Source organism: Pseudovibrio sp. Ad13 (genome assembly GCF_001623225.1).
Lineage (GTDB): Bacteria > Pseudomonadota > Alphaproteobacteria > Rhizobiales > Stappiaceae > Pseudovibrio.
The window spans coordinates 47,117-67,281 of sequence record NZ_LMCC01000010.1; the positions used below are offsets into that span (position 1 = coordinate 47,117).

The 20,165-nt window shown below is 52.8% G+C and carries 20 protein-coding genes; 10 read left to right on the top strand and 10 right to left on the bottom strand.

The features are described 5' to 3' along the window. Window positions 1–2: 2 nt before the first annotated feature. The 3 genes from PsAD13_RS11900 to PsAD13_RS11910 all read right to left on the bottom strand — a co-directional run bounded on the left by PsAD13_RS11900 (window position 3) and on the right by PsAD13_RS11910 (window position 2,571). Complete coding sequence (locus PsAD13_RS11900) at window positions 3–479, bottom strand: (2Fe-2S)-binding protein (RefSeq protein WP_063318304.1); 477 nt, start codon at window positions 477–479, stop codon at window positions 3–5. A gap of 63 nt (window positions 480–542) precedes the next feature. Then, the gene (locus PsAD13_RS11905; RefSeq protein ID WP_206599769.1) at window positions 543–1,469 is read right to left on the bottom strand and encodes an aldo/keto reductase; all 927 of its coding nucleotides are present in this window, start codon (window positions 1,467–1,469) and stop codon (window positions 543–545) included. Between the two features lie 199 nt (window positions 1,470–1,668). Next, window positions 1,669–2,571 (bottom strand): LysR family transcriptional regulator, encoded by a 903-nt coding sequence (locus tag PsAD13_RS11910; protein ID WP_063318305.1) that lies wholly within the window; start codon window positions 2,569–2,571, stop codon window positions 1,669–1,671. Between the two features lie 101 nt (window positions 2,572–2,672). Between PsAD13_RS11910 and PsAD13_RS11915 the strand changes: the two genes are divergently transcribed. Together PsAD13_RS11915 and PsAD13_RS11920 are read left to right on the top strand one after the other, a co-directional pair. Then, complete coding sequence (locus PsAD13_RS11915) at window positions 2,673–3,878, top strand: multidrug effflux MFS transporter (protein WP_063318306.1); 1,206 nt, start codon at window positions 2,673–2,675, stop codon at window positions 3,876–3,878. Window positions 3,879–3,932: 54 nt separating this feature from the next. After that, window positions 3,933–4,124, top strand: a complete 192-nt coding sequence (locus tag PsAD13_RS11920; RefSeq protein WP_063292182.1) for a transposase — start codon at window positions 3,933–3,935, stop codon at window positions 4,122–4,124. Window positions 4,125–4,486: 362 nt separating this feature from the next. Here the strand turns inward: PsAD13_RS11920 and PsAD13_RS11925 are convergent, their stop codons facing one another. After that, entirely contained in the window at window positions 4,487–4,978 is a 492-nt protein-coding gene (locus PsAD13_RS11925; protein ID WP_063318307.1) for a transposase, read from the bottom strand. A gap of 935 nt (window positions 4,979–5,913) precedes the next feature. On the opposite strand from PsAD13_RS11925, the gene PsAD13_RS11930 reads away from it, so the two are divergent. Next, a complete protein-coding gene (locus PsAD13_RS11930; RefSeq protein WP_208609264.1) occupies window positions 5,914–6,183 on the top strand; it encodes a hypothetical protein in 270 nt (89 codons plus the stop codon). Window positions 6,184–6,297: 114 nt separating this feature from the next. Here PsAD13_RS11930 and PsAD13_RS11935 read toward each other — a convergent pair whose 3' ends face one another. From PsAD13_RS11935 to PsAD13_RS11965, 6 genes are all read right to left on the bottom strand, one after another. Continuing rightward, window positions 6,298–7,020, bottom strand: coding sequence for a helix-turn-helix domain-containing protein (locus PsAD13_RS11935; protein WP_193777045.1), 723 nt, complete (start codon window positions 7,018–7,020; stop codon window positions 6,298–6,300). 730 nt (window positions 7,021–7,750) lie between these two features. Next, window positions 7,751–8,515: an ATP-binding cassette domain-containing protein gene (locus PsAD13_RS11945; protein WP_063318310.1), complete on the bottom strand. Its 765-nt coding sequence runs from the start codon at window positions 8,513–8,515 to the stop codon at window positions 7,751–7,753. After that, window positions 8,512–9,564 (bottom strand): iron ABC transporter permease, encoded by a 1,053-nt coding sequence (locus PsAD13_RS11950; RefSeq protein ID WP_063318311.1) that lies wholly within the window; start codon window positions 9,562–9,564, stop codon window positions 8,512–8,514. Before PsAD13_RS11950 ends, PsAD13_RS11945 begins: the two co-directional genes overlap by 4 nt. After that, the gene (locus tag PsAD13_RS11955; RefSeq protein WP_084404706.1) at window positions 9,564–10,553 is read right to left on the bottom strand and encodes an iron ABC transporter permease; all 990 of its coding nucleotides are present in this window, start codon (window positions 10,551–10,553) and stop codon (window positions 9,564–9,566) included. The genes PsAD13_RS11950 and PsAD13_RS11955 overlap by 1 nt, the downstream gene beginning before the upstream one ends. A gap of 9 nt (window positions 10,554–10,562) precedes the next feature. After that, on the bottom strand, window positions 10,563–11,486 hold the full coding sequence (locus tag PsAD13_RS11960; RefSeq protein WP_063318312.1) for a Fe(3+) dicitrate ABC transporter substrate-binding protein: 924 nt from the start codon (window positions 11,484–11,486) through the stop codon (window positions 10,563–10,565). Window positions 11,487–11,635: 149 nt separating this feature from the next. Next, entirely contained in the window at window positions 11,636–12,913 is a 1,278-nt protein-coding gene (locus tag PsAD13_RS11965; RefSeq protein WP_063318313.1) for an MFS transporter, read from the bottom strand. Between the two features lie 287 nt (window positions 12,914–13,200). On the opposite strand from PsAD13_RS11965, the gene PsAD13_RS11970 reads away from it, so the two are divergent. From PsAD13_RS11970 to PsAD13_RS11995, 7 genes are all read left to right on the top strand, one after another. After that, a complete protein-coding gene (locus tag PsAD13_RS11970; protein WP_208986566.1) occupies window positions 13,201–14,094 on the top strand; it encodes a GNAT family N-acetyltransferase in 894 nt (297 codons plus the stop codon). Between the two features lie 12 nt (window positions 14,095–14,106). Beyond that, on the top strand, window positions 14,107–14,556 hold the full coding sequence (locus tag PsAD13_RS11975) for an ABZJ_00895 family protein (protein WP_063318314.1): 450 nt from the start codon (window positions 14,107–14,109) through the stop codon (window positions 14,554–14,556). Between the two features lie 286 nt (window positions 14,557–14,842). Beyond that, a complete protein-coding gene (locus tag PsAD13_RS28085) occupies window positions 14,843–15,733 on the top strand; it encodes an FGGY family carbohydrate kinase (RefSeq protein ID WP_208986568.1) in 891 nt (296 codons plus the stop codon). Between the two features lie 3 nt (window positions 15,734–15,736). Further along, window positions 15,737–16,432, top strand: coding sequence for an FGGY-family carbohydrate kinase (locus PsAD13_RS28090; RefSeq protein WP_208986576.1), 696 nt, complete (start codon window positions 15,737–15,739; stop codon window positions 16,430–16,432). A gap of 29 nt (window positions 16,433–16,461) precedes the next feature. Beyond that, window positions 16,462–18,102 carry a signal transduction protein gene (locus PsAD13_RS11985; RefSeq protein ID WP_063318315.1) on the top strand — a complete coding sequence of 547 codons (1,641 nt, stop codon included), beginning with the start codon at window positions 16,462–16,464 and terminating at the stop codon, window positions 18,100–18,102. A gap of 265 nt (window positions 18,103–18,367) precedes the next feature. Continuing rightward, window positions 18,368–19,363: a LacI family DNA-binding transcriptional regulator gene (locus PsAD13_RS11990; RefSeq protein ID WP_063318316.1), complete on the top strand. Its 996-nt coding sequence runs from the start codon at window positions 18,368–18,370 to the stop codon at window positions 19,361–19,363. A 269-nt stretch (window positions 19,364–19,632) separates the two neighbouring features. Then, window positions 19,633–20,094 (top strand): nuclear transport factor 2 family protein, encoded by a 462-nt coding sequence (locus tag PsAD13_RS11995; protein WP_082830618.1) that lies wholly within the window; start codon window positions 19,633–19,635, stop codon window positions 20,092–20,094. Window positions 20,095–20,165 lie beyond the last annotated feature (71 nt).

Here is a 20,165-nt window from a genome sequence, read left to right on the forward strand (position 1 = left end):
TTCTAGCCTCCCTTTCTTGTTTGCATCACTTGGGAAGCGTTCTTGATTGCGAGGTTGATCCTTTTATAAGTTCCGCAACGACAAAGATTGTTGCTCATACGATCTATGATTGTTTGGTCGTCAGGGTCCGGTTCTTCATTCAGCAATGCCGCGGCTTGCATGATCTGCCCTGCCTGACAGTAACCACATTGGGCGACGCGCTCGTCCAACCAAGCCTGTTGAACAGGATGTAAAACACCATCGGCGCTGGCAAGACCTTCAATTGTGGCAATGCTGTCAGACTGGACATCAATCGCATAAATGGAACAGCTGCGGGCAGCCTCACCGTTGATGTGAACTGTGCATGCACCACACTCCCCTTGGCCGCAGCCAAGTTTTGGACCAACAAAACCCAACTGTTCACGCAGCACCATAAGCAGCGTTTCATCTTGCCATGAGTCTGGTACATCAAATTTAGAGCCGTTGACGATTAGACGCATGGATCAATTCCTCCAATTGGCAGACATAATTCTGAGAGTTTCGTAGGAACGCGCGGTGTCCGGCTAGTCTTGCTCCAGAAGAACACCATTCTTGATGACCATGTTTGGCATTGAACGGCCAACCAGCTCACTTGCACTTCGAGCGGCTTCAATTCTGTTTAGATCTTCGTCGCTTAGACTTAGATCCAAGCTTTGCAGCGTATCCTCTAGTTGGGCTGTGGTGCGAGAGCCAGCCAGTGGGATAATGTCTTCGCCCTTGGCCAACAGCCAGCCGTGCAACAGTTGGGCAATCGAAATGCCTTTGTCGGCGGCCATATGGCGTAGCGTAACCATCAAAGGATCGCCTTCTGCATCGGGTAATTTACCAAAACCCATGGCGCCAAAGGCCACAATACCGATACCCAATTCACGTGCCGTGGGCAGGATGCTTTTTTCGATGGAGGTATCGGTTACGGAGTAAGCGAACTCCACCAAGCTCAGCGGGTGGGTGGCATGCGCTTTGCGAATGGTCTCTGCATCGGTTTCCGACAGGCCGATATTGCGCACATATCCGGCTTCGACCAGGTCAGCGATCGCACCGATGGTATCTTCAACAGGGATACCGATATCCACACGAGCGGGTTGATACAGGTCCACATAATCCAGACCCAAGCGTTTCAGAGAGGAGGTGATGTAAGTTTTCACATTCTTTGGGCCAACATCGACCTTGTTGCTGCCCGTAAAAGCATTCTGAAAAGTTCCATACTTCAGGGAAATGAATACCTTGTCCCGGTCAACGCTTTTCAGTGCCTCACCGATAAGAAATTCATTATGACCATCCTGGCCGTAAAAATCCCCTGTGTTCAGGAGGTTGATGCCTGCCTCCAGCGCGGCGTGAATGGTGGCAATGCTTTCGGAACGCTGCTGGTTCGGCATCATCGACATGCGCATGCATCCCAAGCCAAGTCTGGAGACTGCAACACTGTCATTCCGGTAGGTTTTCATATCCATTTGAAACGCTTTCTCAGATTTCCAGCTACTTTCGCTGGCTACCCGGAAAGTACTCATCAGCAATTACATCAACAAGGCGCATTTCATTGAGGTGATATATGTCGAAAATTGATATATGGCGATAATTCTCGTCGAGTTTGGCGTTTTTCCAAGCAATAGTTAAAAATGACCAGATCGGTAGGAGATTGGAACCTACCGTTTACACAATCTGCTCTACCGCCTGCCGAACTGCACCACGAAACCATCTTTGCGCTGGGGAATGGTGCGTGGCCTTGTGCCAGATCATTTTGAATTGAACAGTTGGAAACGGGCAAGGCGGCTCAATGTGCGCGAATTCCCTGAACAGCCCATGCGCCATGCGCGACGGTAAGATCGCTATGAGCTGTGACCCACGCATCAATGGGGGAAGGGCTTCGAAACTAGGAACTTCGACCCTCAACTGACGCTCTATACCATGTTGTTCAAAGATGCGTTCTTCGAAGGGCGTTCCAGACAGAGAGAAACGGACTGTCGCGTGAGGCAGTGTACCGAAATTCTCACGCACTTCATCTTCCGAAACGACCTTGGGATCAAAGAAGCACTTTGAGCAATCCTCAAACAGCGTAGTGCTGTAGATATCAAGCTGATCTGACGGCGGGAGAGGTGTGACGACAACATCGCTCTCTCGCATACGCAGCCGATCCACGTAATTCCGGCCAGACGGGATCAAGCGAAGTTTGGCTTGCGGCGCTTCGATTAAAAATCTGTCCAGCAGTCTGGGAGAAATCAACTGACGCTCGTAGTCTTGCGCTTCAAGGCAAAATCGGGTCGTCATTTTCTCCAATTCCAGCGGTTCTGGCGAAACGAGTGCCTCAAGTCGATCTAGTATTTCCGAAACCTCAGGTGCGAGGACAAGGGCACGCTCGGTTGGGGCAATGCCACGTCCAGCTCGCACGAACAGAGGATCTCCAAACACTAAACGCAGCCGATCCAAAGCATGACTGATCAGAGGTTGACTGACGTCCATCCGTGCAGCCGCACGCGAGATAGACCCTTCTTTCGCAACTGCGCAGAAAATCGTCAGCAGCTTGACATCGACCTTCATTAGATCAGTTTTTTTCATATATGACCTCAATGAGATGCGTCTTGTTTATATTATGAACGAAAAAGATACTCCTCGCAACATCGGCCCGATTGGAGGTCATGCAATGAGGATGCTCGGATATGTCCGCAACGAACAAACAGAGTGAAGTTGAATTTGTTGCGCTCGTCGCGCTGACTACATCGCTAGGAGCATTGTCGATTGATGCTGTACTGCCCGCACTGCCTGACATCGGCGAGAGCTTTGGAATGGCCGATGGAAATGCATTGCAGCAGATCGTCGGCGTTCTGTTTTTGGGACTGACCATCGGACAACTCGCCTATGGGCCGTTGTCCGATCGCTTTGGACGCAGGCCAATCCTATTCCTCGGCATGGCGGTTTTCGTATTGAGCAGCCTGGTTTGCATTCTGGCGGACAGCCTCGTAGTGATGTTTGTAGGCCGGTTCTTTCAAGGCGTGGGAGCTGCTGCGCTCAGGATAGTGCCTATGTCCGTTATTCGTGACCGATATGATGGAGCCGCCATGGCTCGCATCATGTCCCTGACGATGGCGGTGTTCATCATTGTACCTTGCATCGCTCCAATGCTTGGACAGGGGATTCTGATGCTGGCGGGATGGCAGTCGATCTTCTGGTTCATGCTGGTGCTGACATGCGCCTCGGGGTTTTGGGTTTGGACGCGCCAGCTGGAAACTCTTCCAGTTGAGCGGCGCAGCGCGGGCAGTCTTGTCTCGGTCCGCGACGGACTTGTCGCGACCCTGTTGAACCGGAAAACACGTGCCTATACAATCGCCAGCGGGCTGATGATGGGGACTTTTATGGCCTATGTCATGTCGGCCGAGCAGATCTACCGCGATATCTTTGAATCAGGTGATCTGTTCGCGCTCTACTTTGGGGTAGGTGCAGGCTTTATCGGTATTGCCAGTTTAGCCAACGCCCGTCTGGTTGAAAGCTATAGCCCAGAATTGATCTGTCGGGCCGCCCTGTTTGGCGTGATCCTGGTTAGCGGTTTGGCATATGTCATCAACCACATTGCCCCATTATCTTTATACGGATTTCTTGTCTTAATCTCGATCGTTTTCTTTTGCTTCGGACTTACGATGGGCAATATGAACGCAATCGCCCTGCAACCGCTTGGACATATTGCCGGGTTGGCCAACTCGGCCATCAGTTTTCTGTCCGGATGCATTGCCATGGCGATTGGGTCAGTCATTGCTGGCACTTTCAATATGACGGTAGCCCCCCTGTTCTTCGGGATATTTGCAACCAGCCTGTTGTCTCAGCTTATCTTAATGTTGGCGGATCGCCAACAAATGGTAACGGGCGCATAGCCCGCATCCTGATCGATCTCTAACAGTCAGTGGATTGGTGCTCCGCATGTAAAGATGTCGGCTGCTGAAACGACAAAAGAACCCGGTGATGCTCGCTTATTGCTCTGGAGCCACGCAAGGCGCAAACTCTATGAAGTCGCACGCAACAAAACACCGCCTGTAGCCCCAAAAGACCTGCGCCAGATTGGTGAGCTACATCAGATCGAAAAGACGATCCGGGGCAAAACCCCAAGAAACGTCTGCTAGAACGCCAGGAGCGAAGCAGAGAGAGTGAGCTGGAGCGCGGTATTATCCTATCGTATGAGACCAATCGCAACTGGTTGAATAAGTTCAACCCATGATGAAAACACGCGAATGACCGCTTCTCTAATCGGGCGTTGAGGTCAAGCTCTTTTTCCTTTTCATTCGGATCATATCCATCTCCGGGTCACGCTTCTCTTCGCAGTCTGGATCGCTCTTCATTGTGAGCGGCTGCATGCATGTGCCGGAATGGTTGTAGAGAGCCCCGCTATTGGACGCGCTTTCATGGCGCAGCAGACATTTTCGGCTTCATCTACAAACCTCGTCCAGAGAGGACGATCCTGCCGTGATACTTAGGTCAGGCTATATCATGCAACAACCTCCAAGCCATCACGACAGAATGATGTGTCATTGACCCACATGCGGTGCATGACAACTGCCAGCTTTCTGGTACGCAAGCAGGCCTTGCGACTGCTCAGGAGCGTACGCATTGCATGCGAACGGCGGCTTTTCATATGCACTGGGCTATACCAGCCGGAGCGCAGAACCTGCGCTATGCCGCGTGCATCATTCTTATCGGTCTTGTTACGCATAGCAGACAGAGCCGCATTCACTTGCCTTGCCTCCATGCAGACAACGTCAAAGCCGTGTTGTTCCTTCAAGCCGTAAAACAGAGGCTGGCTCATTGTTCCAGCTTCAAAGCCAATGCGGGTGATAAGCAACGACGTCTGAGCTAAGGTATTGGCGATAACATCAACTTCGCAGGCAACCGAGCGTTCAAATATAATCTTGCCTTCGAAGTCAATCACACAGATCGAAACAGACCGTAAAGGCACATCCAAACCAGCATAGTATTCCATGGTGCTCTCCCATCCTCGCAGCAATATGCTGCAATCTTAACAGGAGCTGACCTCTCATGAAGGACGAACCCGATTAAGCATGCTAATGGCCCTAAAGCTTTTCGATTTTAGTTTGATACGTATCCAGCATGTTTGAAGTAGTTCCAGCACTCTTTAGGATCGTAGAGGTCACAGACTTGACCAATGGCGGTGAAGACATCGGTGAACGAGCGGGCGCCGATCCTTCGCAGATGTGCCTTGAGTTAGGCATCCTAAAGTAGTCATTCTAGTTATCAATTTTTCGCGCTGCAGCGAATGGCGGCTTTGGTCTGCACAGAGGCTTCTTACTCTTCTAAGAAGCGGTTCCTGAAGCCCTCACAATTCTGTTAGGCGGGAGCCACTAGAGGTTGGGAGGGAGTTGTGGTTAAGGATAAAGCATTAACGTCGGCTTGCTTGCTGATGGTTCTCTGTGTGCTCTCGTGAGCGAACCTACTTTTCCTTCAAAACCGATCTGAACAACTGTGGGTCCTTCCCAGCCTTTTTCGTCCTGCGAGGAGTTCTGCAGGGCAGGGCTTGCGCTTGTGTGGGGTTTGCGGAGGCTTGGTGTTTATGTTCATGTTGTTGTCATGTTCTTAGCCCGCTAATCCTATGGGTTTATAGGATTTTTCACTTTCATCTCATTGACAGTTTAAACAATACATCGCATGGTTTGCGCGAGGCGTCGAAACCTCTCACAGAGCGGTTACCGCTGCCGTTTACAGGCGGTCTTTTTGTGTCTGGAGTTAGGTCTTCAAACGCAAACTCTCGCTTATGGGCGGGAGGGCGGTGAATACAATACCCTTTGCGGGGGAATAAACCCGCCTGTCTCTGTCAGGTTTCGAACCTCCCGCTCGCCAGTGGGTTGTCGAAAGCCTTCTGCTGAGTGGTTTGTTCAACAAGCCAACAGAGAGGGCTTAATGATGACTGATACTGGTAAAGAGAAATGTGCCCATACGTCCCTTCGCAATGAAGTGGATCAGCTTCGCTTATCAAGCAATCACCTCAAAAATCTAGTTTATTCCATGAGCGTGGTGATGAGTGAACGTATGGAACACACTCAGGAATATGAAGCGTTGCTGACGCTGTTTGATACTGTGCGCACTCACATCAATGATGTGCAGGAAAGCGGTGAGAAGATCTCAGAGCTGCTTGATCCCTGTGCACTGGAAATCTCTAAAAGCAAGTAAGTTGGAATGATGAGAGGCTTGCCTCTTATGGAATATTCTGGCTTGGGAAGCGTGAGCTTCTCAGGCCTTTTTGGTATGTGTCTGCAGAGGTAACCAAAGCACTGAGAAGGGCATTCAATGATGGAGCGCTGCTTGGCTACGCCCTAATCGTTGCCTTTCTTTTGCAATTTCCTCTTTCAAGAACCAATGGCCTGTCTCGCCGTCATGCTTTGAGAGTTTCTGAGACAAGACCTTTCTCTTTGAGGTCTTACAAAGAACCTCAAAGAGTGGGTCTGATACTGAGATAAACTTGGATGTTTGATTGAGTATCTGTATTGCTGCTGCTTTTGCGCTAGATGACGCTGATTGAAGTTCACCTGTATTATTATTTGTATATTTATATTTATTTCGTGGTGCTCTCACGTCACCCTTTAGCTGCTCATTTTGGCACGCTTGTTGGTCTTTTTTGTCACTGCAACTGTGTTTGGACAGCGAGTTTGGTGCGACCATAGGTGCTCTGCTGTCACGCTTTTCGTCCCCTACATGGCAAAAGGCATAATGATTGCTTTGCCCACGACCACGTGCGCGTTGAGCTTTAAAATATCCAGCTTGCTCTAGCTTCTTCAAAGCTCGGATCACCGTTCTTCTGCTGGTGCCTGCGTCTTCTTCAAGGCGAGAGATGCTTGGCCACGCATCTCCGGTCTTAGTGTTGAAGTAGTCACACAGAGCGATCCCCACGACCTTTTCTGATGCAGAGAAGTCATGATCCCGGCACAGCTTGCTAATCCAAACAGCTTTGTCGCTGTATTGGATGGCTAGACTGTTACAAAGCTGTATCTTACCAGTTGAGTCACCCATCATTTCCTCCCCCACTTCAGCAGGCGAGAAACCTTTGACAAAATTCGCCCAGTTATTTGACGTTTAAATAGCAGTTTGACGTTTTTTACGCTTCTAAACCATTGAAATTTAGCCAAGAGTTCAGGATTGAAAATCCGCGTGTCAATGGTTCGAATTCGCCTCCGGAAACCACTTATCTTCTTGAAATTACTAGATAATAAACTGAGCATTCGCTCAGTTTTCTCAAGGTTTGACACTTTTTTCGGCATGGTTTGACACTTTTGCTCTAACTGCTTGCAGAATTCTTCCCCTCGTAGGTGTGGCGCGGCGTGAGGTTTTGCATAGGTGGGTGATATGACGTGCACAGCGGCCTTTTCTCTTTCCCTACAAGCTTTGAACGTTAGAGAAGTCTCAAAGCGTACGTTTTTAACGCTCAGTTTATCGACGGTTTAAGACACGCTCTTTGGAGCTAAATTATCTGCGGTCGAGCTTCTGGCCAGCTTTGCGACTTAAAGTGAGTTTTACTAGCTCTAAGTCTTGGCCCTCTCCGCCAAATTAAAGAGGGATTGTCTCCAATAGAAGTGGTTCGATGTCTCAGCCATTGTCCATGAGATGAATATTCACACTGAGGATTTTCCAGAAAGTCATCGTTACAGGCATCAAAATCCGAATAACATTAGGTCTGTCCAAACAAGTTTTGTCCCTAACACTTAATGTGTAGCTCTCACCAGAACGCACGCTGGCCTTCATCTCAAACAGGCGTTACCACCGGTGTCTGAGACACCGGATCTGCGTAAACACTTGTGTCAATTTCGTAGACTGAGCTTACCAGAGACGGGCTGACCACCTCGTGTGGTGTTCCCTCTGCGAAGATCGATCCATCGCGCATGACGATGAGGTGGTCTGCGTAGCGGGAGGCCTGGGCGATGTCGTGGAGGACGACGACAACGGTGCGGCCCTGGCTGTTGAGGTGTTGGAGGAGATCCAGTGTCTCATACTGATAGCGGATATCCAGATAGCTGGTTGGCTCATCCAGCATGATGTAGGGCGTATCCTGAGCCAGACACATGGCGATGAAGGCACGTTGGCGCTGACCGCCGGAAAGGTCTTTTAACGCCCGGTCCTTGAACGTGTAGAGACCTGAGGTGTGCAAGGCCTCCTCAACAATCTCAACATCCTGCCGGCTGCGAATACCAAGGAGTGATTGATGAGGCGCACGGCCATACCCGACAAGTTGCTCAACACTGATGCCAGTTGGAACCACAGGGCTTTGCGGCAAAAATGCAATTTGCCGTGCAACCGTTTTGGCAGGCAGGCGATGGATTGCTTCACCATCAACGGTGATAGTGCCGCTCTTTAACTTGTTGATCTGGCCGATGGTTTTCAGCAGTGTTGACTTACCGCAGCCGTTGGGGCCGATCAAAGCGGCATAGCTGCCCTTTTGAATGGTGAGATTGATGCCCTTGAGCATGAACTCTTCGTAACCGGAGGTGACGTTTGAAAGAACGATGCTCATGTGCTTTGTCCTTTTTGTGAGCGGCTCATGATCCAGATGAAGTAAGGAGCGCCCAGCATCGCACTCAAAATGCCTGCGGAGACTTCAAGCGGCGGCGCAATAGCCCGTCCAACCGCGTCTGCCAGAACAACCAGAAGTGCCCCCACCAGTGCAGCAGTTGGCAGCAACAGGCGATGTCGTCCCCCCACAAGAGAGCGACTGATATGCGGTGACATCAAGCCAATAAAGCCAATCACACCAACCACACCAACGGAGATACTGGCAAGCAGGGTTGCAACGCCCAGCAATAAAAGGCGCATCTTAGTCGTGCTTTGGCCTAGTCCGCGGGCGGTCTGGTCTCCCAGTTGTTGCAGGTCCAGTTGATAGGAGAGCACCATAGTCAGACCCAAAAGGCTCACAAGTGGCATCCATATCGATTGCACATGCACCCATGTACGAGCCCATAGGGAGCCGGTGAGCCAGACAAGTGGGTTTGAGATTTCCAGCGTTGCGGCTGTCACCAGCAGATAATCAACACCTGCATCGCACACCATGCCAACGGCAATGCCAACCAGAGCCAGACGGGCAGGGGAGACTTGGCGCAGATGAGCTGCAAACAACACCACCACCGCAGCAACAATGCCGCCAAGGGCCGCAGCAAAAGGAAGATAAGTGACGGGCACATTGGGCAGGAACATAATTGTGCCCAAAGCAGCCAGTGCAGCGCCTGAGTTGATGCCCATGATCTTGGGGCTGGCCAGCGGATTGCGAATGATAGCCTGGACAATAACACCGGAAACAGCAAGGCTTGCCCCGGCCAGCAAGGCAATCAACACACGGGGAAGCCGTGACTTCCAGATAATATAGGTCTGCTTTTGGCCATCCAGATCAAACAGGCTGTTCAGGATCACATCCAGCGGGATGTTAACCGCGCCCACACCCAGACTGAGCATGCTGACAAAGACGCAGGCAAACAACAGCAGCATTTGGACGCGAAAGGCTTTGGTGCTTCGGTGGCTTTTAAAATCTGTACGCCACTGTGCGCCGGAGGCCTCAGAGAGCACGCTCATCAGTCAATCTCCTTGGCCGTGATGGTCAGGTACAAAAAGTAGGGCGCGCCAATCAGGGCTGAAACCACACCCACCGCAGTTTCCTCCGGGAAGTTGATCAGTTTTGAAGCGCCATCAGCAACAAGCATCAAGGTGGCACCACACAGCATAACCGCAGGCACCAGTACACGATGGTCTGTGCCAAAGGCAGCGCGGCACACATGCGGAATGATCAGGCCAACAAACATCACAGGCCCGGCAACGGAAACGGAAACACCGGTCAGGATTGCCGCGAGCAAAATGCCGAAAAGCAACGTAAACCGTGGATCAGAGCCAAGCCCTTTTGAGGCTGCTTCACCAAGCGCCATCAAGTTAAGCTTATGCGACATGAAGAACGTCAGGAGGCCACCTGTCAGACACCAGATAAGCAGCGGCGTTGCCTGCCTCCAGCGCACATCTGCAATGTCGCCAGTGGTCCACTGGATCACGGAGAGGGCCAGCTCGTCATCCAGCGTAAAAGTGAACCGCACCAATGCAAACGCAAAAGCGCTGACTGCCACACCAGAAAGGATCAACCGAAGTGCGCTCAATGTGCCTTTCAGGCCACCCGCAAGCGTCAGGGTCAGGCCACCGGCAAAGGCAGCACCCAGCACGGCCATGGTGTCGATGTTGAAAAGGACGAGCGACGGGAACACCAACCCGATGGCAATGCCCAGAGCAGCCCCTTGATTGATGCCAAGAATAGATGGAGAGGAGAGCGGATTGCGCGTTGTCGCTTGCAGCAAAAGCCCGGCAAGGCCGAGGTTTGCGCCAATCAATGCGGCAATGAGAGTGCGCGGAGCGCGGATATCGCGCACAATGGAAAGGCTCTGCTCATCAAGTTGAGCAAAGACCGAGTTCAGGATTTGGAGAAACCCGATATCTTGTCGGCCACCTGTGGCAAGGGACAGCGCCGCTCCACCGAGCAGCGCCATCCCCATAAGGCTCCAGTACATGGCAGTGAGTGGCATGTGCGTGGCTTAGTTCTGAACTTGCTTCATAATGTCTTGCAGGTCATTGGCGGTCATTTCTGCTGCCACCATGCCGCGCAGACGAGACCACACATGTGCTTCCACGTAAAACACGCGGTCGTTTTTCACAGCGCTGATGTTCTCGTAAAGCGCTTCACCCTTCCAGCCATCGGCAAAGGCTGGGTTCGCGTAGCGGCCCAAAATGAGAATGTCCGGGTTCACAGCAGAAAGCTGCTCCAGAGAGGTCTTCACGTAGTTGGATTCATAAACCGCACCCTTGGTTGGCTTCATGCCGCTGGCAAAACCAAAACCTTTCAACACTGAGCCATTGTAGGAAACCGGGGAATGCAACCAAAGCCCCTTTGCGTTGGTCACACCAAACTGGATCTTGTAGTCGCCAGCCTTTTCAAACTGCGCACCAATCTCAGCCATTTTGGCTTTATGCGCTTCAACGCGGGCTTTCATCTCATCTGCCTTGCCAACGGCAGCGCCAATCGCTTCCAGCTGCGCAATTGCAGAAGGGTAGTCACCACCCAGACTGTCAAAGACAACCGTCGGTGCAATTTCAGAAAGCGTGTCATAAGCGGCTGTATGCCGGGTCTTGTCGGCAATGATCAGGTCTGGACCCAAGGATGCAATCACTTCAAGGCTTGGTGTCTTACGGGTGCCAACAGAAACCCAGTCCTGCCCAATCTTATCCGTATAGGCGCTGATGATGCGCTCACGCTTTTTATCATCCGCCACACCCACAGGAGCAACGCCAACGGCAGCCAGCGCATCAACAAAGCTATATTCCAACACAACAATACGCTGAGGATGATCTGGAACAGTGATGGTTCCCAGCTCGTGTTTTACATCACGCGCGGACGCTCCAAAGGCAACAAGAGTTGAAAGGGCACCAGCGAAGGCGGCTGCGAAAAGATTGGTTTTCATCGGCTTGACTTCTCATAAGGACGGGCAATAGCAAAGGTTGTAGGGTGAGCTATTGTATACCTGATAATTATAGTCAAGTTTAAATAAGAGTTTTTACCTCATATTTATTCGATAACGCAGACATCCTGCAAATGCCTGCGCATAACCACTTAAGACGAAGGTTGTTCTGACAGCTCGTCCACTTCCATCTCTTTGGCAACTTCTTCATCAGCAAGAATAATCGTTTGCGGTGTGGCCGTGCGCGTTGGCGCAGAAGGCACAAACACACTCTTCTCGCTCTCTGCAACAGCAGAACGCTGTGTGAGGCGCCATAAGGTAAAGGCAAGAATAAGCGCATGGGCTGCAAACGTGGACATGAACAGGCCTATGGACCCGAAAACGCTCATCAATACGCCACCCAGAAATGGCCCGATCATGGACCCCACACCAAGCATCAGCAACAAACCACCGCTGGTCTGCATCGCATCCCCCGCATCCGCATGGTCATTCGCGTGGGCAACCAGCACCGGGTAGAACGTGTAAATCGCGGCGCCAAAAATTACCGCAGAGGCAATGGCGATGTTGGCACTGCTGGTATCTGCAAACAGGAAGATGGAGTCCGCAGCCAAGGCAACCAAAGCAATCGCAATCACAACATAGCGGCGGTCCGTGCGGTCTGAGATCATGCCGATTGGCACCTGCGCAAAGGCGCCAGCCAGAATGGAGGAACTCACAAACAACGTGATGCTGGCAATCGGCAGGCCAACTTTCCCGCCATACACCGCCGCCAACGTTCCAAAACTGCCGTTGGAAACGCCAGTCAGAACAACAGCAACCACGGCAACAGGAGAGTTACGCCACAGCCGCCGTATATCCAGTTTGACCTGTGCAAGGGGAGCCGGAGCAGGGGTGCGCGTGACAGCTGTCGGGATAAGCGCCACCACATAAAACATAGAGGCAATCACAAAGAACTCGAAGCCATCAATCGGGCCCATGGAAAGAACCACCTGCCCACCCGTGGTCGCAGCAAGGTTCACCATGGTGTAAGTGCCAAAAACAACCCCGCGGTTGCTTGGGTCAGAGCGCTCCGTCAACCAGCTTTCCACGATCATGGCCGCCCCGGCAAAGGCAAACCCTGCCACGGAGCGAAAGGCAATCCATGCAATGGGATCAACCATCAAGGAGGAGGCCAGAACTGACAAGCACGCCAAAGATGCCATCACTCCAAAGGCCCGAATATGCCCCGCCCGCTGCACGATCTTCGGCACGCTTAAACAGCCAGTCACATACCCAATCGCCCAGCCCGTGCCCAACAGACCAAGAGAAAGAGAGGAGAAGCCCTCAAACGTACCTCTAAGCGGCAAATGCATACCGGTAACACCACCGGCAAAAAACAGGAAGGCAGAGCCCAAAAGCAAAGAGGCGATAGGAAGCAGAAACTGACGCATGACAACGACCCGGAAGCTGGGTAAGCATCCCCGAAAATACTTACCCCGAAAAACACCAGGGAGGATAAGAGCACAACTCCCCCAAAAACGCGACAGCTTTATACCTACTCCCCTGCTTGAGAACACCTTTTCACGAAATGATCAAAACGATCACGGAAACCCGTCGTGGAAAGCTGGAAGTCGTTCTCCGCTCCCCACTACCAACACATTGAGCGATGGTGCGCGTTTGGGGTATTCATAGACCGGGGTATCATCCTGGGTGATTCAGTGTGGTGAGAGGGTTGGGTGTGGTTTCATTTCGTCGAGCTTCTGAGTTTTCGTTAAGCCAGCTGCATCAGGTTATGGTTTTGGCGTTCTCTGATTATGTCATCCAGATGGATATGCCGCTCGCCGATTTTGAGCGGATGATTATGGCTCGAGGCTTTGATGTGGAGTTGTCCTGGGTGGCCACCGACAATGAGCAGCTGGTTGGCTTCTGGTTCATTGGCAAGCAAGGCGCTTATCCTGGCACCATCTACGCAGTCTCCACCGGAACCGTGCCACAGGCGCGAGGCAAGGGCATTGCGAGCAAGCTCTTTGCCAAAGTGGAAGAACACGCAGTTCAGCAAGGCTATCATCACGTCCAGCTGGAGGTGATCACCAGCAACACGGCAGCCGTAAAGGCCTATGAAAAGCTCGGCTTCCAACCGCAGCGCAACTTCCAGTGCTTCAGCCTACACAAAGCAGCATTTGCTGAACGAGGCTTTGAGCGCACACCAGTACCTGCTGACTGGGCTGAGATCGAAACGAAAGCCGCTGAACTGAGGGAATGTGCTCCCAGTTGGCAGAACACTGCGTTCGCAATCCGGGCATTGGCAGAGGGTGTCGCAACCTACAAGATTGAGCAGGATGGTCAGCTTGCAGCCTATATCGCGTTTACCCGCAAGACAGGCGCAGTCATGCAAATCGCTGTGGCTTCGGAATATCGCCGTCAGGGCCATGCCTCTGCGTTGCTCAAAGCTGCGTTTGACAATGTGAACAAAGATGCGCTCACGTTCATTAATGTGGATGAAGGGGATGAGACCATCATGCAGGCCCTGTCAAAACTGGGGGCAACAAAAACACTGCAGCAATATGAGATGCATAGAGCATTGCAAACAAACACAGCTCATGGTCAAGAGAGCATGCTAACCACCCCCTAACTGGCAATTCTCATGACACAACTGCGCCGCTCTCTCTGGTTCTATCTCAGCTCGTTCATCGTGATCTATACGATGGTGCAGGTGGCTGTAACTGTACTGGTCTATCACTATGGCATCAAAGAAGCGGGCAATCTGTTCATTGAGCTCGGTTTGCCTGTGGTTTTGGTCAGCCTGATCTTTGTGCACCGCGAACATAAGGCACCAACCGGCTCTGTGTACTGGGGTCTGTTTGTCGGCTTTCTCTCCGTCAGCATCCCCATTTCCATGATGGTGCGCAGCTATCTGCTGTCCGGCAGTGATTATGCTGGTGCGCTCAGCCCGGTCCTGTCCTTTGCGGGAGATGAGATGGGGCTCTTCTTCATCATTGACCTGGTGGTCCGCGCACTTGCGTTTGGCATCGGCTACGGTTTCTTCGCCCGTCTGCTGTGTGATGCACAAAACCGCTCGAAAGAGCCGAAGTAACTCTCCTGAACCACACAAATCCTGAAAATCAGTGGCTGGCGGAACCATCCTCCGGCCTGCTTTGCTGTCTGCATCCACTGCGTGTTCCCGAAAAAGAACCCGCGGTCGTTGGAGGGCGAACAGGCCTGGGAAAAGCCTGAAGCTGCTTGGTGATCCTGACGTTAAGAGACGCTGCACTATGAGAATTTTTGCATAAATACCATTTGCTTTGCACTTGCTAACACGAGTTAGCAGGTGTAGTTAGCAGGAGAGAAGAACAATCGCGAGTCGAAAGGGGAGGCCGCGTATGAAACAGACATGTTACGCTGGCATTGATGTCGGTTCTGCAAGTGCACGTGTAGGACTGTTCAATGAAAATGGAGAGCGACTGGCCTTCGCAGTCCGGCCCATCAAGCAGTTCCATGGACGTACAAACTTCGTAGAACAGTCCTCCACAGACATCTGGCAGCAGATTTGCGCGGCTATGAAAGAGGCGATGGCCAAGGCAAACGTGTCCGCAGACGAGATCCGCTCGTTGGGCGTGGACGCCACCTGTTCGCTTGTGGCCGTAGCGCAGGGGGGCAAACCTGTCTCCGTCGCTGAAAATGGTGATACTGATCAGGACATCATCATGTGGATGGACCATCGGGCTGCCGAGGAAACGGCGCTGATCAACGCTACGGGCGATGAGGCACTCAAGTATGTGGGCGGTGAAGTCTCCATTGAGATGGAACTGCCGAAAATCCTCTGGCTCAAAACCCATTATCCAGATCGTTACACCAACACAGTCCGCTTCTTTGATCTGGCCGACTATCTGGTCTGGAGAGCAACAGGAGCAGATGCCGCCAGCACCTGTACGCTGACCTGTAAATGGAACTATCTGGCCCACGAAGGCCGCTTTGCGGAGGATATGCTGCAAGCCGTTGGCCTGCATGATCTGCCGGAAAAAGTACCGGAAAAAGTGCTGGATCTGGGGCAAGCTGCAGGCGGTCTGTCAGAGCAGGCTGCAAAGGACCTCGGCCTCAATGCAGGAACACCGGTTGCAGCTGGCATCATTGATGCGCACGCAGGTGGTCTGGCGCTTATTGGGGCAGAACCGGACGGTGGTCTTGCCATCATCAGCGGTACTTCAAACTGCCACATGATCGTCAACGAGAAACCAGTCATGGTGCCGGGCGTCTGGGGCCCCAGTTGTTGAGGAGTGCGATCTCGTGCATGCCCTGTTTGGCGGGGACAGAGCGCAGCTGGCTCTCTGGTGGAATGGACCATCCGGCAATCTGACGCCTATGACGAGCTCAAAGCCGAAGCCGCCAAACAGGGCATGCACGAGATCGCACTCCTCAACAACTGGGTGCTGGATCTGGAGGCGCGGGAAGCGAACCCGACCCGCGGCCTTCATGTCCTTTCTGACCATCACGGCAACCGCTCGCCACGTGCCAATCCGCATGCAAAGGGCGTTGTCTCCGGCCTGACGCTGGAAACGGGTCGGGATGCACTGGCCCGCCTTTATCTGGCAACACTGCAATCCATCGCTTATGGCACGCGGCATATCATCGAGGAAATGACGAAGGCCGGACACAGCATCACCAAGCTGTTCATGTGCGGCGGAGCCACCAAAAACCCGCTCTGGCTCAGAGAATATGCCAACATCACGGGCCGTGAAATTCAGCTGGCGGAAGAAGACAATGCCGTCACGCTGGGCGCTGCCATTCTGGGTGCCGTGGCTTGCGGAGACTTCAGGGACATTCCATCAGCCAGCGCAAAGCTGGTGCGTGTTGGTGGTCTCATCAAGCCGGTGCGCAGCACCGCTGAGTTCCACACTGCCAAATATCAGGTCTACCTCAATCTTTACGACAACCATCAGCACCACAAGGCGCTCATGGAAAAAGCCATTTAATTATCAAAACAAGTTCAGGAGGACACCACGTGCTCAACCTGCCACAGGCCCTAGCGCCTATCTGTGTAGCAGACAAGGAAATCCTTGTCGTCACCAATGCCGACCTTCGCGAAAGCGCCAATGTCGCTTGTTGGCCAACCTTTGAGGATTACGCGCAGCGATTGGAAACTGCGCTGACCGCACAAGGTTTCAAGATGAAGCGTGCCCATGAGTATGATGCAGCGCGCGGTCACGGCTTTATTTCTTCGCAAAAAGAAGGCTCGGAGCTGTTTGCGCGGATTGATCCGGAAGCCCCGCTCATCGTGTTGCTCACTGCATGGCAGTACTCACACCACATCGCGCCATCGCTTGCAAAGCACAAAGGACCAATTCTGCTGCTTGCCAACTTTGATGGCACATGGCCCGGTCTCGTCGGCATGCTCTGTATGGCAGGGTCTTTGACGAGCCTTGGCGTAGACTATTCCCGTCTGTGGTCCCAGTCGTTTGAGGACGAGTTCTTCAACTCAAGCCTCGCCTCATGGCTACAGGACGGCAAACTCAGCCATGACACCTCCTATCTGCAAGATGTCTCCGCAAACCATGCGGTTTTGCAAACCCCAGCTGGTCAGGCAGGGCAACAGGTAGGCGAGTACATCCTCAAGAACAAAGCCATCCTTGGTCTGTTCGATACCTTCTGCATGGGCATGATGAACGGTTACTTCCCGGTCAAAGCCCTTACAGATATCGGCATGCCGCTGGAAAGCCTTTCTCAGTCTGCGCTTCTGGTGGAAATGGAGAAGGTGCCTCAGTCTCTGCGTGAAGAATGCCTGAAGTTCTACGAGGACCGGGGCATGACCTTCCAGTTCGGCAGCGATGATGCAACTGAGCTGACCCGCGAGCAGGTGCTGGAACAATGCGCCATGATGATCGCCATGGCCCGCTTCACAACGCGCTTCGGTCTCTCTGCCGTTGGTGTGCAGTATCAGCAAGGCCTGAAAGACAGCTGCGCGGCTTCTGACTTCGCCGAGGGGGCAATCGGCTCAACAGTGCGCTTCCCGATCCCGGACGAAGACGGCTCCATCATCTGGGAAGGCAAACCAATCCCATGCATCAACGAAGTGGACATGGGCACTGCTATTCCGCAAACCATGATGTGGCGCCTGCTGGATGCCATGGGCCTGCCAGCAGAAACCACGCTACATGATGTGCGCTGGGGCAGTGAGTATGAAGGCACCTTCTATTGGGACTTCGAAATCTCTGGCTCCGTTCCCTTTGAACATCTCAAAGGCGGTGTTGCAGGCGCGACAGGCTATCGCCAGCCAGCCATGTACTTCCCCAAAGGCGGTTCCAGCATTGCGGGCCAGTGTAAGGCGGGAGCATTCTTCTGGGCGCGGGCGCATTATGAGGGCACACAGGTCATCATGCACATCGGCACAGGCCATGCGGTTGAATTGCCGGAACACGAGTTCGAGCGTCGCCGCAAAGCCACCACCTATGAGTGGCCATTGATGAACTGCACGCTCGATGGTGTTGGACGTGACGATCTGATGGCAGGGCACCAGTCCAACCACATCACGGTGGCTTATGTGCCGGAAGACAAGCTGCGCGATGTGCTTCAGGCATTCGTGGCTCAGGCACTCACACAGGGCACTAATGTCAAAATCGCAGGTTCTGCGAAGGACATGCTCTGAGGCTTTGAAAATGAGTTTGAGCATTGCGTGGTGCTCAAACTCACGCAAATGCCGCGGGATATCCACGGACACCAGCCCGCACCTGCCATATTCTACTTGGCAATTTGAGGAAGGCTGACTACCACTCGACATTCAAGCGTATTTGTGAGGCATGCTGAATGCACTTCGCAAAAGGATATACGCCGGAGCAATGGGTTAGAGTGTACTCTGCGACCGCAAGCAAGCGAGGAGGGGCTCTGAAGAAATCAGGGCGAGAAACGACGCAATGGCCAAAAAGCCGGATGAAATTGCAAAGGCGCTCGGCGTCTCCATCACCACAGTGCGACTGGTGCTGGGCGGCAAGGCAGAAAAGTACCGCATCAGCAAAGCCACCCAGGCCCGCATTCGTGAATATGTGGAAGAGCATGGCGTTAAGTTCGACCTGACCGCCCGCAGCCTCAAGCTCAAACGCACCAACACCTTTGGCCTGATCATCCCGCGCCTCGCAAATCCATTCTTCGCCAAACTCTCTGAAGAGCTGGAACACCGGTGCCGCGAAACCGGCTATCAGCTCATCATCAGTTGCTCCAACTCAGATGAGGAGACGGAGAAGGAGCTGGCAAACGGTCTTGTTCAGCGCAATGTGGATGGCCTGTTTGTGGTCTCATCCACCTCCGGCAGCCAGCAACATCTGGGAAACACCATCACCAAACCTATGGTGTTTCTGGATCGTGATTACGGCAACACCGATGCCCCCGTCATCACCTCAAGCAACTTCGAGGGTGCAAAAGATCTGACTGCAGTCATTGCAAAGGCCGCGGGGAATGAACCGGTCTACTTCCTGATCGGCGGCAGCAATCAACCCACCATCATCGAGCGTGCACGCGGATATCTGGATGTTATGCCAGAAAACGCAGGCGATGACTGGACACTCCAGTCGGCCCGCAACCGCACGCAGGATGGCGAGCAGATGATGCAGACCCTTTGGGACAAGCTCGGCACTGCCCCACAAAACCTGATGGCATCCTCTCTGCCGGTTCTGGAGGGAGCTCTGGCAGTCCTGCGCGAGAGGCTCGGGCACATCCCGGCCCAGCTACGCCTTGCCACCTTTGATGACGATAAGATGCTGTCCTTCCTGCCTAATGAGATCTGGTCAATCAAGCAGCAGGAACCTGAATGGGCAGAAGCCGCATTGCAGGCCATGACCCAGACCATGAGCAGCGAGCAGCCACACAGCAAAACCATTGCGACCCGCCTGATCCACCGGCCCAAAGATCAGTAATCCGTCACTATTTGTGGCGGAAATACGGCAGAGAATTATACCTCTGAAAACCATAGAACCGGAAGAAGGTGCTCATTCCGCTGCGTAACCGTTATATTCCTTAGGTATGTAGTGCAGGCAAATGCGCTAGTCTGTCTGCGGCTATGGTACTCTTTGGAGACGAACTCGGGCTTATCCCTGAAATGCACACCGGATTTCGACAGATGGATACGCGCGAAAACAAATAGTTAGAGCATTGCCGGATGCCCTGACCAGCTGGGAGCATGTAGATGGATACTATTGGGCCAATCCAAAATCGCATAAGTCGTTTCTTTATTGATGTCGATGACCGAAATTGGGCGTCTGTCGAAGCTGCGATGACTGGCCTTGTTCATCTGGACTATTCCTCCTTCGGGGCAGGGGAACCCGTTGATCTGACGCCGGAAGCGATCACAACCGCATGGAAAGAGCTGCTGCCCGGTTTTGATCAGACCCATCATCAGATCGGCAACGCACTTGTTGAATCCAAAGAGCAAAAAGCCACAGTCAAAGTCCACGCCACCGCCACCCACTTTATTGATGGAGCAGAAGGCGGCGACATATGGGTGGTCTATGGCACCTACCACATCGCATTGGTGCATGAGGGCGGGGCTTGGAAAATCAGCAGCATCCAGTTCAACTTCAAGTTCCAGGATGGCAATATGGATCTGCCGGTGATCGCGCAGGCCCGTGCGGATGAAAAAGCCGAGTAACCAGCAATAGCATTTTTAGTCTGGGCGAATGCCCGCAGGCCGCATATAACAGCAGGTGCGATACTGCCGTA

Coding starts and splice junctions, on each gene's coding strand:
- PsAD13_RS11900 (WP_063318304.1), bottom strand. CDS start 479: ATGCGTCTAATCGTCAACGGCTCTAAATTTGATGTACCAGACTCATGG.
- PsAD13_RS11905 (WP_206599769.1), bottom strand. CDS start 1,469: ATGGATATGAAAACCTACCGGAATGACAGTGTTGCAGTCTCCAGACTT.
- PsAD13_RS11910 (WP_063318305.1), bottom strand. CDS start 2,571: ATGAAAAAAACTGATCTAATGAAGGTCGATGTCAAGCTGCTGACGATT.
- PsAD13_RS11915 (WP_063318306.1), top strand. CDS start 2,673: ATGTCCGCAACGAACAAACAGAGTGAAGTTGAATTTGTTGCGCTCGTC.
- PsAD13_RS11920 (WP_063292182.1), top strand. CDS start 3,933: ATGTCGGCTGCTGAAACGACAAAAGAACCCGGTGATGCTCGCTTATTG.
- PsAD13_RS11925 (WP_063318307.1), bottom strand. CDS start 4,978: ATGGAATACTATGCTGGTTTGGATGTGCCTTTACGGTCTGTTTCGATC.
- PsAD13_RS11930 (WP_208609264.1), top strand. CDS start 5,914: ATGATGACTGATACTGGTAAAGAGAAATGTGCCCATACGTCCCTTCGC.
- PsAD13_RS11935 (WP_193777045.1), bottom strand. CDS start 7,020: ATGGGTGACTCAACTGGTAAGATACAGCTTTGTAACAGTCTAGCCATC.
- PsAD13_RS11945 (WP_063318310.1), bottom strand. CDS start 8,515: ATGAGCATCGTTCTTTCAAACGTCACCTCCGGTTACGAAGAGTTCATG.
- PsAD13_RS11950 (WP_063318311.1), bottom strand. CDS start 9,564: ATGAGCGTGCTCTCTGAGGCCTCCGGCGCACAGTGGCGTACAGATTTT.
- PsAD13_RS11955 (WP_084404706.1), bottom strand. CDS start 10,553: ATGCCACTCACTGCCATGTACTGGAGCCTTATGGGGATGGCGCTGCTC.
- PsAD13_RS11960 (WP_063318312.1), bottom strand. CDS start 11,486: ATGAAAACCAATCTTTTCGCAGCCGCCTTCGCTGGTGCCCTTTCAACT.
- PsAD13_RS11965 (WP_063318313.1), bottom strand. CDS start 12,913: ATGCGTCAGTTTCTGCTTCCTATCGCCTCTTTGCTTTTGGGCTCTGCC.
- PsAD13_RS11975 (WP_063318314.1), top strand. CDS start 14,107: ATGACACAACTGCGCCGCTCTCTCTGGTTCTATCTCAGCTCGTTCATC.
- PsAD13_RS28085 (WP_208986568.1), top strand. CDS start 14,843: ATGAAACAGACATGTTACGCTGGCATTGATGTCGGTTCTGCAAGTGCA.
- PsAD13_RS11990 (WP_063318316.1), top strand. CDS start 18,368: ATGGCCAAAAAGCCGGATGAAATTGCAAAGGCGCTCGGCGTCTCCATC.
- PsAD13_RS11995 (WP_082830618.1), top strand. CDS start 19,633: ATGGATACTATTGGGCCAATCCAAAATCGCATAAGTCGTTTCTTTATT.